Below are 17,600 nucleotides of genomic sequence, written 5' to 3' on the forward strand. Positions count from 1 at the left end.
CGGCGACGCGCCCGGCGCCGGCGGAGGCGAGCGGGTGCGGGAGCCTCGACGCTTCCCGCATCCGCTCCGCGACGCCGGTCATGTTCGGGGCCTTCCCTGGTCCGGTCCGACCGTGCCGTCGGTGAGGAAGGCGAGAGCGACTGGTTCCGCGACATGGCGCAGTGTGGTGACGAAGGTGGCGATGCGCAGCGCACCCGCCGTCAGAACGACCCATCCGGGCCGGTTCTGCGGCTCCAGGGTGAGGGGTGCCCCTGCTGGCAGCCCCGCCTTCTTCAGGCACTCGACGGCGGTCCACACGCGGGTCGCCGAGGTGTCCGGATGCTCCCCCGTCTCCTTGGCCACCAGGGCGGACAGATCCCCGTTCTCACCGAGCAGCCCCTCCCACGCCGCCGCCCCGCGAGCAGCGACCGCCTCGATGTCGCAGGCCACCGTCGACGCGGCGACGACCCCCAGGGTCACCCCTGGGCCGTGGGCGGCCGACAGACGCCGGGTGCCGTCGAGTTCGGGTCGGCCGTCGGGCCGGTAGCGGATCTGCACGCTCTCGCCCAGAGCCCGCTGGACTGCCCGTGCGGTGGCCTCGCGGCGGTGATCGGCAGCGGGCTCCCCGGAGCCGGCCGGGTCCGGTTCGACGGCGACGTCGAGATGGGTGCCGAGCACTTCCTCCAGAGTCCGTTCCAGGTAGGAGCCGAGCAGCGGGGCGACCCACGGTCCGGAGCCGTCGGACTTGCGCACGGCGTGCAGGGACAGTCCCTCCCACCGCTCGACGACGGTGCCGTCGGGAGTGCGTACGGCGATGTCGTACACGTAGGTGTCGCCGTCGCGGTGTCGTTCGGTGGCGCAGTAGCGGACCAGCTCCGGCGGGTCCTCGCGGGCGGCCATCGGATACAGCCGCTCGATGCCGGAGGGCAGCAGGGTCGCATCGGGGACGCATACCTGGTTCCCGTGCATCAGGGCATCGCGCATCCCCGGGTCCGCGAGCAGGAGAGTGCCCGGCAGGAAGCCGGCGAACCAACCGGAAGGCGTGCCGAGGGCCACATCGGCGTCGACGTGTCGCGCGGCGGCCCGGTGGAAGCGGCGCAGCCTCTGGAAGCGCTCGCCCTGGAAGAGCACGCCGCCGTACAGGTCGGTCGCGGGATCCAGCGGTACGTCCGGCAGACCGGGGCGGACCTGGTCGGGGGGACCGTCGGGTATCGCCGCGCTGTCGTAGACCAGTCGGGCCCTGAAGTGTTCGGCCGCGAAACCGGTGTCCTGCGCGTGGAGAGCCACGTCCACGGTGTCGGTGCCGGTGACCGTGGCCGCGATCCGTATACGGGTCGTGCCTGCGGGCGGCACCACGATCGGGCGCAGGAACCGCACATCCTCGATGACCGGCACGCCCTCGCGTCCGGTGACCGCGAAGCCGACCTGGACCATTGCCTCCATGCCGATGACCGCGGGCAGCAGCAGGTTGCCGTCCAGCAGATGGTCCGAGAGATAGAGGTCCGTTCCGGCGTTCAGTTCCGCCTCGGTGACGAGTTCCACCCCGTGGTAGCGCACCAGCGGCTCTCCGGTGAAACGCAGCAAGGGCAACGGCGGTCGCTCGCGCCGCACGGTCTCGATGCCTTCCGTGCGGCCGCTGATCACCGTCACCACGGGGGCGTCCGGGTCGGCGATCAGCCGCAGCAGGATCTCGATGCCCTGGTCGGGGGAGACGGGCACGATGCCCTCGCGGGAGAGGGACTCGACGACGGACAGCTTCTCGCCCATGCCGACGCCGGACCACACGGACCACTCCATGCACAGTGCACGGCAGCGCGGGTTGCGGTGGGCGACCTCCTCGGTGAGGCCGGCCAGCCACTCGTTGGCGGTGGCGTAGTGCGCCTCTCCCCGCAGTCCCGCCCGGCCGATGATGCTGCCGAAGGTGACGAGGAGTTTGAGGTTCTCCTCACCGACGGCGTTCAGCACGTTGCGCAGCCCGTCGACCTTGGGCGCGAGCGTGGTGTGGAAGGCTGCCATGTCGAGCCCGGTGAGCGCGGCCGGCTCGTTGCGGCCCGCCCCGTGAAGGACGGCTGTCACGGGGCCGAGCGCCCCGGTCAGCTCGGTGATCGCCTCGGCGACGCGCAGCGGATCGGTGACATCGGCGGCCGCGTAACCGATCGTGACGCCGTTGTCCCGCATCCGCCGCAGGTTCGCGGCGAGGTCCTGGTCCTGGTCGGGGTCGGAGCGGCCCACCACGGCGAGAGCCGCTCCGGTCCGCTCCGCGACGGCGAGCGCGCACTCGGCGGTGATGCCCTTGCCGCCGCCGGTGACGAGCAGGACGTCATCGGGTCCCAGCACCTGGTCGGTGCGTTTCGGGGCGAAGGGCAGCGCGCGGAGGACCGGCACCCGGCGGCTGCCGTCCTCGGTGAGGTGCACCTCGCTGAAGCGGGTGGTCGCCGCGACCTCGGCGACCACGCGGTCCGCGACCCCGTCGGCCACCGGTGTGTGGACGACGGTGGTCCGCAGATGAGGCGCCTCCAAGTGCAGTGTCTTGGCCAGGGCCGCTGTTCCCCGGTCATGCTGTACCAGCACGAAACGGCGTTCCTGATCGCCCGCCAGAGCGGACTTCGCCCCGTCCAGGGCGAGTTCGAGCTGCTCCGGGGAGCAGCATGGTGGCAGGCAGACCAGGACCCCGGAGCCCACGGCACCGCTTTCCAGGGCGCGGTGCACATCGTGGGCGAAAGGATGGTCCTCGGTGGTGAACAGGTCCCAGGCTCCGCCCTTCCGGTCCGCCACGGCGGCGGGGAGGGGCAGTTCGTCGAGGTCGATGGAGAAGGGCCGGGCCCAGGGGGCCGCGCCCGTCACGACGGGCGGGGCCCCCTGGGCCTCACCGGTGTCGACGAGGGTGGAGAGAGCCGTGGCCAGTTCGGCCACGGTCGCCGTGGCGAAGTTGGTCGGAATGCTGGAGGGAGCGAGACCGAGCCGGACCGCGGTCTGATTGACGATCTGGCCGACCGTGATCGAACTCATGTGCAGGTCGTCGAGGAGACTGCTGTTCTCGTCGATCAGCTCGGGTGGGAGCTCGGCCCGTTCGGCGACCAGGGCGCGCAGGACGTCGAGTGCCGACTCCCCCGCCGAGAAGCCGTCGTCCGCGGCCGTCTCGCCGTCGGGCTCCTGGACGAACGGGCCGCGGGCTGCGGCGGGAAGCGAGAACTCGGGTGCGCCCTCGCAGGGACTGGCCAGGAAACTGAACTCCGCCCCCACCTCCAGCGGGCGTGTGAGCCGGTCGTTGAAGAGCCGTTCGTGGACGATCGGGGCGCCGGTCACGTAGGCGGCACCGACCACTTGGAGCAGACCGCGCAGGGACTCGTCGTCGGTGTTCAGCGCGACGGCGGGCTTCTCGGTGGCGGCCTCCGCCAGGGTGGTGAGGACACGGCCGGGACCGACCTCCACGAACAGGTCGACCTCGTCCGCCGCCGCCCGGACCGCCTGGGTGAACAGCACCGGGTCGGTGATCTGCTGCCGCAGGAGCTTGGCGAGGTCGGTGTCGCTCTCCAGCTCCGCACCGGTGACGGTGGAGACGACCCGGCGCTCCAGTCCGCCCAGTCGCGCTCCCGCGAGCCAGTCCCCGAAGGAGTCGGCGGCCGGAGCGACGAGGGGGGAGTGGAAGGCGTGGGACACGGCGAGGCGGGTGAAGGCGAAATCTGCGGCCGCTGCCCGCTCCGCCACGCTCTCCACGGCCTCGACGGTTCCGGCGATCACCGTCTGCCGGGGGCCGTTGTACCCGGAGATCACGACAGGGAGTCCCTCGACGAGGGCCCCGGCTTCCTCGGGGGTGGCGGTCAGCGAGGCCATCGTGCCCGAGACACCGTGCTCGGCCATGGCCGCCCCGCGGGTGCGTGCGGCCTCCAGCAGAGTGGTGGAGTCCATCGCGCCCGCCCAGTGGAGGGCGGAGAGCTCGCCGAGGCTGTGGCCGAGCGCGATGTCGGCCTCGATGCCCAGAGCGTCCAGCACCCGCAGTCCCGCCGTCGAACCGGTGACGATCCGCGGCTGGGCCACGTCGGTGGCCACCATGTCCCCGGCGGTGGGCAGGTCGCCACGCGCGTACACGTCGGCGGCTTCGGTGAAGCGGCGGGCGAGCGCGCCTCCGGCGGTGGACGTGCCGGAGCCCTGGCCCGGGAAGAGGAAGCCGATACGGGCACGCTCGACGGCCTTGCCGAGGAAGGCACGGCCGTCCGGGGAGAAGAACGGGCCTTCGGCGGGCGTGTGCGTCTCGGCGGTACGGGCGAGGCCGCGCAGCCTGAGCTCCGCGTCCTCGGGCGAGGTGACGACGACGGCGGCCCGGTGGGGCAGCTCGCGCAGTTCTCGTTGGAGGGTCGCGGCCAGGTCGCCGAGCTGCGCGTAGGAGACCTGCGCGGCGAAGTCGGCCACGGCTGCCAGCCGCTGGGCCAGTGCCGTGGGCGACTCCCCGTCGAGGAGCAGCAGTTCGGAGTCCTGGAGGGAGTTGGCCAGCAGCGTGGTCCGGCGGCTGACGGCCGGCCGGCGCCCGGAGGCGGCCGACCTTTCGAGGACGACGTGGGTGTTGATGCCGCCGAATCCCATGGCCGTGATCCCGGCCCGCAGGGGGGCGTTCTCCGGCCACGCCTCCGCCTTGCGCAGTACCCGCAGGTTGGCGGCATCGTCGGTGAGCAGTTCGTGGGGGTCCACGCAACCGATGGCGGGCGGCAGCACCGCGGATTCCAGGGCCATGACCGCCTTGATCAGTCCGGCGACCCCGGCCGCCGCCTTGGTGTGGCCGATCATGCCTTTGACGGAGCTGATGACGGCGCTGGGAGACCGAGGGCCGGCCTGGGCGCGGGCGCCCATGATGGCCCGCAGTTCGGTGGCGTCACCGACGGCGGTACCGGTGCCGTGGCCCTCGAAGAGCGGCACGGTCTCGATGCCGAAGCCCGCCCGTTCGTAGGCGCGGGACAGCGCGAGCTGGTATCCGCTCACCTCGGGCCGGGTGATGCCGCCCTGCCCGTCGGAGGAGATGCCCCAGCCGGCGATGGAGGCGTAGATACGGTGCCCGGCGGCGATCGCGTCCTCCTCGCGCATCAGCACGACCATGCCGCAGCCCTCGCCCGGCCAGAATCCGTTGGAGCCGCGGTCGTAGAGCCGCATCTCCTTCCGGGCGAGCGCACCGGTCTTGGCGAAGCCGATGATCTCGAAGGGGTCGATGGACAGGTCGACGCCGCCGGCGATGGCGACATCGAGGTCGCCTCCCTGCAGCGAGGTGGCCGCGGTGGTGATCGACAGCAGCGAGGAGGAGCACGCGCCGTCGACGGTGTAGCCCCCGCCGTTCAGGTCGAAGTGGTTGCAGATCCGGCCGGCGATGGTGTTGGACAGGCCACCTGCGAGGGTGTCCTCGTCCACGGCGGGGAACGGCTTCTTGTAGGCGTCCTCCACCCCCTGGAGGAAGGTGCCGAGACGGTCGTCGTCCCAGTCCTGCCCCTTGAGCGCGTCGGCGAGCACCCGGCGTACGTAGGGCCACCGCAGGCGCATCCCGTTGGCGCGGGAGAACTCGCCGGTCAGGGTGTTGCCGACGACGACTCCGGTGCGCTCGCCGGGCAGGCCCTGACCGGCGGTGAAGCCGGCGTCCGCCAGTGCCCGGGTCGCCGTGTCCAGGGCGAGCCAGTGGGTCAGGTCCGTCGAGCGGTAGGTGCTGCCCGCGATCCGGTGGGCGACACGGTCGAACTCCCACCCCTCCAGGACCGCGGCGTTGCGTGCGTAGAACGTGTCGGGGACCGTGGGGTCCGGGTTCCAGTAGTCGTCCAGGCGCATCCGGACATCGGGCAGACGGCGGAAGGCGCGTCGCCCGGCGACCGCGTTCTCCCACAGTTCGCGGGGCGTGGTGGCGTCGGGGTAGGTGCACGCGACCCCGACGATGGCTATTCGGCTCATACAGGCACCGTCGCCTTCTTCTTGGCCGCTCGTTCGGCTGCGCACCTGCCGTGGAAGCAGGTGCCGTCCTTGCAGGGGTCGCCCGAGAGCGCGACCGCCGTCGGTCGCGGCGCGGCGCCTTCCGGCACGGACGCGGCAGGGGGTGGCGCCGAGGCGGGTGCGGTCTCCTGGACCGGACTGTCCCGGTGGGCGGGGGCCGGAAGCGCCGAGGTCGCACGTTGCTCGGCGAGGAAGTGCAGACCCCACAGGTAGCCACCGCGGATCAGGCACACCAGGGCGGTGGCGAAGAAGATGCCGTACGCGATGCCGAGAGCGGTCAGCACCCCGTACATCGCGGCGACGCCGGCGCCGAAGGCGATCTGGGAGGAACGCTTGGAGGGCGAGGTGCCGGGGTCGGTGACCATGTAGTTGGTGAAGAGGACGAAGGCCACCCCGGTCATCATGCCGAGCGCCGCGGGGATGGAGGTCCCCATGACCAGACCTCGCACGACGGCCTGCACGACGAAGCCGACGAGCCAGGCCATGATCAGCCACATACGGCCTGTCAGCTTCGCGTTCAGCATGGTGCCCAGGACCAGGATGATCGCCGGGAGGACCCAGTCGGCGGGGCCGTACAGGTACTCGGTGAAGTGGTAGGGCGGGGCGATGCTGGCCCAGGGGAAGAGGAGAAGGATCGCCGTGATGCCGATGTTCGACGGGTTCATGTAGTGCCGCATGCGCCCCTTAAGCGGGGCCCGAAGCACCCACTTGGTGCCGACGGCCACGATGACACCGAAGACCATGACCCAGACGCGGTCGTTGACGTAGGTCAACATGTTCACGGCGAGGCCGGTGATGTGCGCGGGAAAGAGGAACTCGACCATTCCCTTGAACCCGCCGCCCGCGTAGCGGGGCATCCGCTTCTCGCCACGTGCGCTGACGGCCTCCAGCGCGATCTCCACCACGTAGGCGGTGAGGACCGCGATGAACGGCCACAGCCAGGGCTGCTCGAAGCCGAGGAAGGTGTACCCGGCGATGTTGAGGATCGAGATCGAGATCGCGAACCGGCGGAGGGCCGTGATGACCTTCACGTCGTGCCGGGGCGCGGCCGCGAGCGTCTTGGTATCGGTCACGGTCACTTCTCCTTCACGTCGGCGCCGAGTTCCAGCGAGTGGTGGCCGGGGGCCAGCTGGAGATCCTTGTTGCGCACCTGTCCGGTACGGTCACGCCAGGTCAGGCGGGTCTGCAGCGGCCCCTCGGCCTCCTGGCCGAGTCCGATGTGCACGTCCTGGCTGCGCCTGCCGGAGTGGCCGCTGCCACCGTCGACACGGCCCAGGCGGGTGCTGCCGTCCGACAGGGTCACGGTGACCTGTGCGCCGATCACGGGCGATCCGGCGTCGTCGGTGAGACGGAGATTCATGTAGCCGCCCGTGCTCTCGCTCGTGTTGCGGTAGAAGACGGGGTCCTCCCACTGGCGTGCCACGACCATGTCGAGGCGCCCGTCGCCGTCGGCGTCGCCGGTGGCGATGCCCCGGCTGGGCACGGGTACGGCCAGACCGAGCTGCTTGGACAGGTCGCTGTAGGCCTCGCCGTCCTCGTCCTGGACGAAGAAGCGCAGGTGCTGGTCGCCGGCAAGGTCGTCGCCCTCCTCCACACGGGGCCAGAAGCGGGGGTGCTTGAGCAGCGCGTCGTTGGCGGTGGCGAGCTCCTGGAGCTGCGCCCAGCGGTTGCGCTTGCCCTTGACGAAGCCGACGGCCTGGGTGATCTCCTGGATCCCGTCGTTGTCGAAGTCGCCCATCTTCACGTCCCAGCCCCATCCGGACCAGGCGAGGTTGAGCGGGGAGCTCTCGTCCTTGTAGGGGGCGACGCCGTCGCGGAACTTGGCCCGCAGGTCCGCCTTGTCACGGGCCGTTCCGATGAAGGCGAAGTTCGACTCCTGGATGCCGAACGACGTGGTGATGTTGGAGACGAAGGCGTCGTACAGACCGTCGTTGTCCAGGTCACCGAAGTCGACACCCATGCCCTTGAAGGAGCTGCGGCCGATCTCCTTGGACTTGGGAGTGGTCGCGGTGTGGTCGGCCTTGACCTCGCTGAACTTGAACGTGCCGGGGGTCGACCGGTTGTAGAGGAGGGCCGACGTCCCGAAGTCGTGCGCGAGGTACATCTCGGGGCGCTGGTCGCCGTCCAGGTCGGTGGCAGAGACGGCCAGCGTCCAACCCCGGTCGATGTCCTTCGGCAGGACGTTCTTGACCTGCTCGAAGCCGGAGGGGGTCCAGCGGAAGAAGTGGCCGCCGCCGCCGTTCTGGGCATGGGACAGCGAGTCGTTCATCGACACACCGCCGTGCACGGTGTCGTCCAGAACGGGGCTGTCGGGGAAGTAGTTCCCGATGTAGATGTCGTTGTGCCCGTCGCCGTCGAAGTCGGCGACCGTCGCGGCGTTGGAGTTCCACAGCGGGCCGCTGTAGACACCGCTGCCGTTGCCCGGGACGAGTTCGACGGGCTCGAAGCACTCCGGGTCCATGGTCGTGGTGTCCTTGCCGGGCTCCCTCTTCGCCTGGAAGATCACCGGGGTGCGACCCCAGTAGTACACGAGCAGGTCCATCGCGCCGTCCTCGTTGAAGTCGCCGGGGAGGCAGCCGATCGGGGCCATGATGTCGCTCTTGGGCAGCGGCGCCGGGTCGAGCACGAACGGGGCGTACGAGGGACTCCCGCGTCCGGACACCGGCGCGGGTGTGATGACGACCTGGTCGATCTGCGGGTCGGTGACGCACAGATCGTCGGGCCGGCCGTCGCCGTCGATGTCATTCATGGCGACGCCCGCACCGACCGAGGAGATCCACGCCTCGATGTGCTTGTAGGCCTTGTTCACCTTGCGGACGCTCTGCCTCTTGTATCCGCCGGGCATGGCTATCGCCATCGGCTCGAAAGCGAAACTCTCCGCCATTTCCGCTTTCTCGGCGGCGCTGGACTCCGACGGTTTCACCGCGTAGAAGGTGCCGACCATCAGGGCGAGCGCGATGACCCCGGGCATCTGCTTTCGCAGCCAGGTAAGGGGATGTGTCATGCGACGGCGCCCTTCTGCGTGTGCGGAACGGAACTGATGGTGGTGGCGATGTGCTGCCGCCAGGTCTCGAACGCCGGGACCTCCCCGCCGTCGCAGGTGGCGGGCCGCGCGTCGACGCACACCCGGGAGGCTTCCGCGGGGGTCCGGCCCCCGCACAGGACCCGGGCCGCCAGGTGCGTGTGGGAGATCGTCGTCCCCGCCCGTTCCCGGGCCTCGCAGGCGAACGCGGAACCCTGCACCAGGTGGGGCAGGTGGTCGCCCGCGTGCTTGGCGAGACGCCACAACTCGTCCTCGTCCACGCTTCCCGCATAGGTGCAGGCGAGTCCGGCGCCTGCGTAGAGGTCGCTGCGGCGGTGCTCGGGGAACGTGCCGATGAGATCGGCCACGACGTCGGGGTCGGCTCCCCCGACGAACCACATGGCCCGCCCGATGCCCTGGTCGATGACGCGGGCACTGTAGGCGTCCGGGCCGCCCTTCCAGGTGAAGGCGTGTTCGGCGGCAGGCTCTCGGACGTAGGAGTCGGTCTTGAAGTACGCCTGGTGGAAGCCGTATCCGTCCAGGATCAGCCAGCGCAGCACGGGATCGGTCGTGGCCACGTCCGGCCACAGGAACCTGGGCAGTCTGGCCATCGCCCAGCCGATCCCGACGTAGATCATGTAGTTGTGCCGTCGGCCCTCGCCCTCCAGAATCCCGGTCAGTCTCCGGTTGCCCCCGGTGAGTGAGTCGAGCATGACGGCGCCCATGCCGGCACCCTCGTAGGCGAAACCGCGAAAGGCCCGGGGAACGGTCTCCAGCCAGTCGACGGCCTGTTCCGCCGAACGGGCCTCGACCGCGTAGGCGTACCCCTGGAGGAAGCATGCCCCAACCGTCTCCAACTGGTGCTTGGTATCCGCGTCCTTGACGTGGAATCCCCGTGTTTCCAGCAGCGTTTCACGGACGTTGGGAGTGAGAACTCGGCGCCTCAGCGCTCGCAACATGGACACCTGGAAGACCGCCCTTCGATTCCTTTGCCTGATATTCCTATTCGTTGAGTCCGAACATATTCAATTGGGGTGACCGAATGTCTACTCCAAGAATGCTTACACCGAAATCTTTTCGCGCACCGAACGGCGCCAGATCTCATAGGCGGGAACACTGCCGGCCGCGCCCGTCGGCGCGGCGTCGTCGGCGAGTGCGGCAGCCGATTCGACGGTGATCCCGGCCAACGCGTGTAACGCGGTCCGGGTGTGCTCGGGCACGGTGCCGGAGAAGTGGCGTGCCTTCGCGGCGAAGACGGAGCCCTGGGCGACATGCCCGCTCAGCTCGCCGGACCGGGCGCGCAGCGAAGCCAGTTCGGCCGCCGTGGAACATCCGGCGAACGTGGCCGCGAGCCCGACGCCCGCCCACAGGTCCGGCCGGCGCTCGGCCGGGAACCGGTGGACGGCGGCGCAGACAGCGTCCACCCGGGCGCCGTGGATGAACCACACGGCACGTCCGATGCCCTGGTCGACCGCCCGCTGGAAGTAGTCCCGGTGGCCGTCCCAGGCGTACGGGGTGTCCAGGCGCTGCTGACCGACCCAGCGGGCGGGATGGAAGTACGCGCGGTCGAAACCGTAGCCGTCCACCGCGAGCCAGCTCATCGGCGGGTAGAAGTCCTCACCGTCCAGCTCGGGCATGACCTTCTTCCACAGCGGCCTGGGCAGCTTGGCCATCGCGAAACCGATGCCGATGTAGTTGAGGAAGACATGCCGTCGCCCGGCACCCTGGAGCAGCTGCGCGGTGCGACCGCCCCGGCCCGGCATCGAGTCCCGGATCACCGACGCCATGGTCGCGCCCTCGTAGGCGAAGCCCTGCAGCTCCAGATCCACCAGGGAGAGCCGGCGTTCGGTCTCCCACAGGCTCTTCGACTCGATGCCCCACTCGAAACCGGTCACCACGGTCTGGGGGATGGTCTCCAGCTGCCGGGTCGCCGCGGTCTCGGTCAACGGGAAACCGCGGCCCGCGAAGCTCACGTCGCGGAGGGACGGAGCCATCAGAAGTCTGCGCAGAGATCCCATCGCCGATGCCACGCGTGCCTCCTTCGACCGGCCACCAGGGGGGTGGCGGAGGGCCTCATGGTCGGCTCGCTGCAAAGATCAGGGCATCTTCGCAAATGCGCAGAACCCTTGTTCTGCAAGGGGTTTGAGAGTAAATGAACGCGTCCGCAACTCACGGTTTGCGGTGCTCGGACGAGACGCGACGGACCTGCAATCAGCGCGCCAGCCGCACGGCCACCTCCTCCTCATGAATGTCGCGTCCGCAGGAGGAGCAGTTCAGACGCACCCGTACGTCGCCGTCGCACCCGATGTGCCGTGCCTGCCGGGGTGGTCCCAGTTCGGCAGGAAGGTTCCGGTCACCCCACTGCATCAGCGCGACCACCGCGACGGTGAGCTCACGGCCCATGGGGGTGAGCGGGTATTCGTGGCGCACCGGCTTCTCCTGGTACACGACCCGGCTCATGACCCCCAGCTCGACGAGTCGGCCGAGCCGGTCGGCGAGCACGTTGCGGGAGATCGGCATCTGACGCAGGAACGCGTCGTACCGTCCGACCCCGAGCAGGGCGGAGCGGACGATCAGGAGGTTCCAGCGTTCCCCGATCACCTCCAGGGAACGGGCCAGCGAGCAGTCCTGTCCTTCGTACGTCCGTGGCAGCATGCCCGACCGTACCGCCCGCGTTGCATCACAGGACCTACGAGACGGTCACGGAGATGGAAAGAGGGCACTACGGAAGAAGTTCGCACGCGAGCGCACCTGGTGTGATGGGCCACCCGCTACCTCTCAGTCCCCGAACCGGAGGTTCGAACATGGCCATCACCACGGGAACGTTACCGCGCACGCTGCGGGGCGGAGTCGACGCCGTGAACGGCCGCCACCACCAACTGGGCCTGCGCGTGTTCATCTTCATCGTCGTCGCGCACTGGGCGGAGCACCTGGTACAGGCGTACCAGATCTACGTCATGGGCTGGCCGATCCCTGAGGCGCGCGGCGTACTCGGGGTTCCGTTCCCGTGGCTCGTCACCTCGGAATGGATGCACTACGGCTACGCCCTGGTGATGATGGCCGGCCTGTTCCTCCTGCGCCCGGGGTTCACCGGTCGCTCGGGCACCTGGTGGAAGGTGTCGCTCGGCGTTCAGGTGTGGCACCACCTGGAGCACCTGCTGCTCCTGGTCCAGGTGCTCGCGGGGGCACACCTCCTGGGCAAGGCCGCTCCGGCGAGCCTGATCCAGTTGATCATTCCCCGGGTGGAACTCCACCTCTTCTACAACACTCTGGTGACGATCCCCATGGTGGTGGCGATGTACCTGCACACCCGCGGAAAACGGCCGGACAACGCCGCCGCGCGGTGCGCCTGCGCGCCGAAGGACTGAGCTCGTGGCCGCGGGCGGGCGAAAGCCCTCCGGGTTCGTGTCCCTGCTGCTCCTGCTGACCGGAGTCCTGCTGTTCTGGGTGACGGTGCCCGATCTCGGCACCGTCGCCAGGGCCGCCACGGCCGACGGCCCGCGGGGCACCTTCACCGCGGCCCGGCTCGTGTGCGTGGGGCACGGCGGGCACACCACCTGCGAGTGGTCGGGAACGTTCCGGTCCGACGACGGCACCGTGGAACTCGGGGGCGTCAAGCTGTACGGCAGCGGCCGCGACACCTTCGAAGCGGGGCAGACGGCGCAGGCCGTGGACGTGGGCAACGCGGGGCGGGTCTACGACCCGACCGGATCACGCGCGTGGATCTTCACGGCTGTGCTGACGATCCTCGCCTACGTCCTGCTCACAGCCGTGGCTCGCCGCCACCTGATGCCGCCTCCACTGCCCGCGCGAAGCGGCCCGTCGGCGGCGACGGCGTGAGCGTAGTGCCCCGGAACACGGGCGGGCTGATCCGAGGGATCAGCCCGCTGCCCCTCCGTCATGCCCCCCTCCCGGCCCTCCTCCGTCGGGGGAGCCGGGCAGCCCCAGCCGGTTGTACGCGAAGGCTGCCGAGACCAGCGTCATGTGGTGGTGCCAGCCCGGGTAGGACCGCCCCTCGAAGTCGAGCAGCCCGACACTGTCCTCCAGCGTCTGCACCGCGGCGCCGGCCCGGCGCTGGAGTCCGGTCAGCGTGATCAGCTCATCGGTACGCCGCTGCGTCATGTTGGTCAGCCAGATCCGCGGAGAGTGCCCCGCGCAGGAACGGAGGCCGAAGACCCGGTAGGTGGGGTGCGGGGCCTGACGGGAGAGCCGCACCTGCGGCAAACGCACCAGTGTGGTCATCATCGCGGTGTGCTCGGCGCTGCCGAGCCCGTCATGGGCATGGGATCTGAGCTGACCACTGTGCTTGAGGCCGAACAGGCGCTGTGCCTCCACGGCCGCGGGCAGCTTCGAGGCGTACGCACCGCGCGCGGCCGTCCGGCCGACGGGGACCACCGGGGTCCGTCCGGGCAGGGAGACGATGAACTCGCGTCCCCGGGCGCTGAGTCCACGCACCAGCGAGGCCACCCCCGAGTGATGGCTCAGGTCGGCCACCACCGGCCGGGCGCTGAGCTGGGTGCTCGCGGACAGGGCGTCGACGAGGTCGAGCGCGTGCTGCTCGACGGTGAGCTGACCGACGTCGTCCGGGATGCGCGCCCGCGCACGGCGCGTCTGGTCGTCGGCCCAGGAGCCGGGCAGCAGCAGCCCCCAGTGGGCCGGGACCGCCTCCGTCCGGGCGGCGAGGAAAGCTCCCACCGCGAGCTGGCAGTTGACGGAGCGTCCGGTGGCGGGGACGAAGCGCCGGTGCACACCACAGGAGTGGTCGCCCCGCTTGCGGAGCACCGAAACCGAGAGGACCCAGGCGCGCGGCGACAGGCGCTGCTCGACCCACCGCATCAGCTCGGCCCGCGCCGGGTTCCAGTCCCAGGGACTGGCGTTGAGGAACTGGTGCATCGACTGGGAGGCAGTGGGTGAACCGGAGACGGTGGCGGCCATCCGCCGTATCGATTTCTTGCCCTCGGTGGTCAGCAGGCCGGCCAGATACGTCTGGGCCCAGGCCCGCTGATCGGCCCTCGGCAGATGCCCGAAGATCTGATCGGCAAATACGGAGACCGGTAGTTGCGCGTGGCTCACGTCCTGTGCCGCCATGGCTCGTTCCCTTCCACTGGGGCATCCCATCGAGCGCCCCAAAGAATACGTACTCTTTTTTCAACGGGACAGGAGGCGTTCTCGTTGGCCACCAGCGCCGGATTCCGCCGGAACGAAGATCGCGATCGTCCCGCCCCTCCCTTGAACAGGTCCATCTGCATGAGCAACTCGCGGTTGTTTTCGAGCCCTGGTCCCGCCCTAGACCGGCCGTCGTCGGCCGCCCGGGGGGCAGGGCCGCGGCTCCCCTCGGCACCGAGGCTTCCCACGATGTGCGCCCCACAGTCCACGACCTCGGAGAGAACATGGTGGAACAGGAACGGGTGGCACGTACACGCGGCACCGTCCCGCGGTCCGGCCTCGACGGGAACGCGGGTGCGCGGCCGGCCAGGATCAGCGAAGAGGCCGACGTATCGACGGGTGCGGTCACCTTCCGCCTCCCGCTGGAGGCGGACCTCGCCGAAGCAGTCGAGGCCGAGGACCGGGTCAGGGTCAAGGCGGCCACCGAACGGTCCGATGACACCTCCGAGGCGCCCCCGCAACACCTGGCCGATCCGGCTCCGGAGCTCGCCCGCCTCATCGAGCACGAGGACACGGTCCGCACCCCCCTGCTACGGCTGGAGGAGCGTCCGGGCGGCTCGGCACGGACGGACATCTGACTGTCCACCACCCACGAGCCGCTGCGACGTGCCGCTGCCGACGACGACCTGCTCCCCCCGGCGTGACCCGAGGAGAGGGCGTCGCGGATCGTACGTCCGGTGACCGGCGCCGGAACCGTCCTGCGCCACCACCGTGCCGCCGGGCTGCCCACGCTCGGCAGCTCCGCCCGTCGCTGTCCTCATACACCCCTCCCCCACGCGCCCCGTCGACGACAACGGCGTGACGTCGATCACTTATGCTCCCCCGGGCACGACCTTAACGGGCGCCGGGTGAATAGCCAGGGGCCATCGGCAGAAAATCGTCACGAGGGTGCGGAGTCCCACGGTTCACGGTTTCGGACCGCGTCGGCCGGACTTGCCGGGTATGCGCCTGCGCTCCGGCGCAGGGGCCCGCCACCATGCGTGCGAGACCATGCGTGCGGAGGCCCGGATGTCCACAGTGGTGTGCATCGAGACGAGCGCCGCCGACCCGGTCCACCAGCCAGGAGAGTTCGCACCCGCGAAGACGCTGTTGGTGAACACCTTTACGGCGACGCGGACGGAGGTGATCCGTCCCCGCGGCTCGCACCTCTGCGTTACAGGCCGCCTGTCGGACAATCGAGTTGCACACTCGTCCAGCATGGACAAGGAAGGAATCATTCTTATGATGCTTCGAGGGCGATCTCCGACGGGAGAGGGCACGAGGCGCCCTGGCACGTTCAGGCACCCAAAGTACGGTCAGTTTCGATGATCCAGTGGAGTGCACGTGTGATGAGTACAGCCGCAAGCAACGCCTCCAAGGACCTACCCCCGCTGCGGGCCGCCGGGGCCACCTCCCTGATTCGCAGGACGAGTCCCGCGAGCGTACTCATCTCCGCGTGGCGCGGTGCCTCGGAACCAGCGCGCTGTCACCGCCGTGCAGCCCTTCTCCCCCACGTTCCGCGCCCCGGAGCCGGAGGCGCACAGAGCTCCGCTCCCGACGGAGAGCACCGGACGGGCCCGAACACCGCTGTCCCCCACGGAGCGCCGCGTTCCCCTCGACCACCGCCTCGGCCGGAGCGCGTCGGACGCCCTGCCACCGCCGCGGGGCCGCGGACCATCGCGAAACCAGCAGCGGTCGAATTCCCTGCCGCGCCGCGCCGCCGTAGGCACGCCCGCCCGAACTCCCGCCGCGGGTGTGCAGGGGCGGACCAGAACCGCACACACTTCATCGTGGAAGCCCGTAGCCGGGAAGTCGACGCGCGTAGGACGTTGCGGGCAGGCCTTCCGCATGTACCGAAGGTCAGGAGAGTCCGTGGCTGAGGGAGCCGGGCCCGCGGCAGAAGCCGGGGGCCGTCACCCCTCGAACATCATGTCCGCCGCGGCGGCCGACATGACCGGACGTCCCGAGGACGTACCGTCGGCCGCCGCCCGGCCACCCCAGACCGTCGGCCTCCAGAGGCCGGATGCCGAGCCGGTGTGCGACAACAGGCTCCTTCAGATCGTTCACAGCGTCCCGACCGCAACGATCGGCCGCCCGTCCGCACGACAGTCCCGACCCCCTGCGGCCTCCGACCAGGTGTTGGCGGTGGGGTTGTTGCCGGATTCGTTGACGGATCGGGGGAATGCGAAGTTGTTTGTGCGGTTGTATGCGCGGGATTACCGGCATGTGTCGGGTCTGGGGTGGTATCGGTGGGACGGGACGCGGTGGCGGAGTGATGAGGACGATACGGTGCTGTGGGCGGCGGGGGAGATGGCGGAGGGGATCGCCACGAGTGATCCGCGGGGGGTGTATTCGGATGCGGTGTTGCACAGGCATCGTCGTCGTGCGTTGAGTACGTCGGGGATCAACGCGCTGCTGGGGCAGGCGAGGTCGGCGCCGGGGATGGTGCTGAGCGCGGGTGCGCTGGACGCGGACCCGTATGTGCTGTGCACGCCGGCGGGGATCGTGGATCTGCGGTCGGGGGTGCTGCGGGCTCCGGATCCGGACCGGGACTTCCATTCCCGTTCGACGTCGATCGGTCCGCGGCGGATGCCGACTCCGCGCTGGAACCGTTTCCTGGCCGACACGTTCGGGGACGATGCCCAGGGCACGGAGATGATCCGTTTCCTGCATCTGCTGCTGGGGTACTCCCTCACCGGTGATGTCGGGGCGCAGGTCCTGCCGTTCCTCTTCGGTTCGGGGAAGAACGGGAAGTCCGTTCTCCTGGACGTTCTGATCAAGCTTCTGGGTGACTACGCCGATGCTGCGCCTCCCGGTTTCCTGATGGCCCGGCCCTTCGAGGGACACCCCACCGATCTCGCCGAACTCCACGGCCGCCGCGTGATCGTGTGTTCCGAGGTCAAGCCGGGTGACCGTTTCGACGAGGCCCGGGTCAAACTCCTGACCGGCGGCGACCGCATCAAGGCACGCCGGATGCGCCAGGACTTCTTCTCCTTCGCCCCCACCCACAAACTCTGGCTCCTGGGCAACCACCGCCCCGAGGTCGGTACCGGCGGCTACGCCTTCTGGCGCCGGATGCGTCTGATCCCCTTCGACCGTGTCGTCTCCGACCACCAGAAGATCGACAACCTCGCCGACATCCTCGTCACCGAGGAAGGCCCCGGCATCCTGAACTGGCTCGTCACCGGAGCCCATCAGTACCTCAACAGCCCACGCGACCTCACCGGACCCGAAACCGTCCGCATCGCCACCACCGCCTACGCCGAGACCGAGGACCACACCGGCCGTTTCCTCACCGAACGCTGCACCCTCCAGCCCCACCACCGTGTCGAACAGGCCCGCCTCTACAACGCCTACAGAACCTGGTCACGCGCCGAAGGCATCACCCCCACCTCCTCCCGCGCCTTCGCAGCCCGCGTCCGCGAAACCATCGGACTGTCCTCACCCAAAGAAATGCTCCTCTCCAACCAACGCAAGCACTACCCCGGCATCC

11 protein-coding genes are annotated in these 17,600 nt (G+C 69.8%); 4 read left to right on the forward strand and 7 right to left on the reverse strand.

Annotation, left to right across the window (positions count from 1 at the left end; all coding sequences use genetic code 11):
• Positions 1 to 78: 78 nt before the first annotated feature.
• From B9S58_RS12565 to B9S58_RS12590, 6 genes are all read right to left on the reverse strand, one after another.
• Positions 79 to 5,901: a type I polyketide synthase gene (locus B9S58_RS12565; RefSeq protein ID WP_103532206.1), complete on the reverse strand. Its 5,823-nt coding sequence runs from the start codon at positions 5,899 to 5,901 to the stop codon at positions 79 to 81.
• The gene (locus tag B9S58_RS12570; protein WP_103532207.1) at positions 5,898 to 7,019 is read right to left on the reverse strand and encodes an enediyne biosynthesis protein; all 1,122 of its coding nucleotides are present in this window, start codon (positions 7,017 to 7,019) and stop codon (positions 5,898 to 5,900) included. Before B9S58_RS12570 ends, B9S58_RS12565 begins: the two co-directional genes overlap by 4 nt.
• Positions 7,016 to 8,944 (reverse strand): CRTAC1 family protein, encoded by a 1,929-nt coding sequence (locus tag B9S58_RS12575; protein WP_103532208.1) that lies wholly within the window; start codon positions 8,942 to 8,944, stop codon positions 7,016 to 7,018. The genes B9S58_RS12570 and B9S58_RS12575 overlap by 4 nt, the downstream gene beginning before the upstream one ends.
• Positions 8,941 to 9,921 carry a DUF1702 family protein gene (locus B9S58_RS12580; RefSeq protein WP_103532209.1) on the reverse strand — a complete coding sequence of 327 codons (981 nt, stop codon included), beginning with the start codon at positions 9,919 to 9,921 and terminating at the stop codon, positions 8,941 to 8,943. Before B9S58_RS12580 ends, B9S58_RS12575 begins: the two co-directional genes overlap by 4 nt.
• Positions 9,922 to 10,023: 102 nt before the next feature.
• Positions 10,024 to 10,992 carry a DUF1702 family protein gene (locus B9S58_RS12585; RefSeq protein WP_103532210.1) on the reverse strand — a complete coding sequence of 323 codons (969 nt, stop codon included), beginning with the start codon at positions 10,990 to 10,992 and terminating at the stop codon, positions 10,024 to 10,026.
• 181 nt (positions 10,993 to 11,173) lie between these two features.
• Complete coding sequence (locus B9S58_RS12590) at positions 11,174 to 11,617, reverse strand: helix-turn-helix domain-containing protein (RefSeq protein WP_103532211.1); 444 nt, start codon at positions 11,615 to 11,617, stop codon at positions 11,174 to 11,176.
• Positions 11,618 to 11,766: 149 nt separating this feature from the next.
• Here B9S58_RS12590 and B9S58_RS12595 point away from each other — a divergent pair, with 149 nt between their 5' ends.
• Together B9S58_RS12595 and B9S58_RS12600 are read left to right on the forward strand one after the other, a co-directional pair.
• Positions 11,767 to 12,330, forward strand: coding sequence for a hypothetical protein (locus B9S58_RS12595; protein WP_103532212.1), 564 nt, complete (start codon positions 11,767 to 11,769; stop codon positions 12,328 to 12,330).
• A gap of 4 nt (positions 12,331 to 12,334) precedes the next feature.
• Complete coding sequence (locus B9S58_RS12600) at positions 12,335 to 12,802, forward strand: hypothetical protein (protein ID WP_103532213.1); 468 nt, start codon at positions 12,335 to 12,337, stop codon at positions 12,800 to 12,802.
• Between the two features lie 39 nt (positions 12,803 to 12,841).
• Here the strand turns inward: B9S58_RS12600 and B9S58_RS12605 are convergent, their stop codons facing one another.
• The gene (locus B9S58_RS12605) at positions 12,842 to 14,050 is read right to left on the reverse strand and encodes a transposase (protein ID WP_258044425.1); all 1,209 of its coding nucleotides are present in this window, start codon (positions 14,048 to 14,050) and stop codon (positions 12,842 to 12,844) included.
• A gap of 302 nt (positions 14,051 to 14,352) precedes the next feature.
• Here B9S58_RS12605 and B9S58_RS12610 point away from each other — a divergent pair, with 302 nt between their 5' ends.
• Positions 14,353 to 14,706: a hypothetical protein gene (locus B9S58_RS12610; protein ID WP_103532214.1), complete on the forward strand. Its 354-nt coding sequence runs from the start codon at positions 14,353 to 14,355 to the stop codon at positions 14,704 to 14,706.
• 1,330 nt (positions 14,707 to 16,036) lie between these two features.
• On the forward strand, positions 16,037 to 17,600 hold a 1,564-nt coding region (locus B9S58_RS12615; RefSeq protein ID WP_374935667.1), incomplete at its 3' end, for a phage/plasmid primase, P4 family.

It is taken from the genome of Streptomyces sp. SM11 (genome assembly GCF_002910905.1).
In the GTDB taxonomy this organism is placed as follows: Bacteria; Actinomycetota; Actinomycetes; order Streptomycetales; family Streptomycetaceae; genus Streptomyces.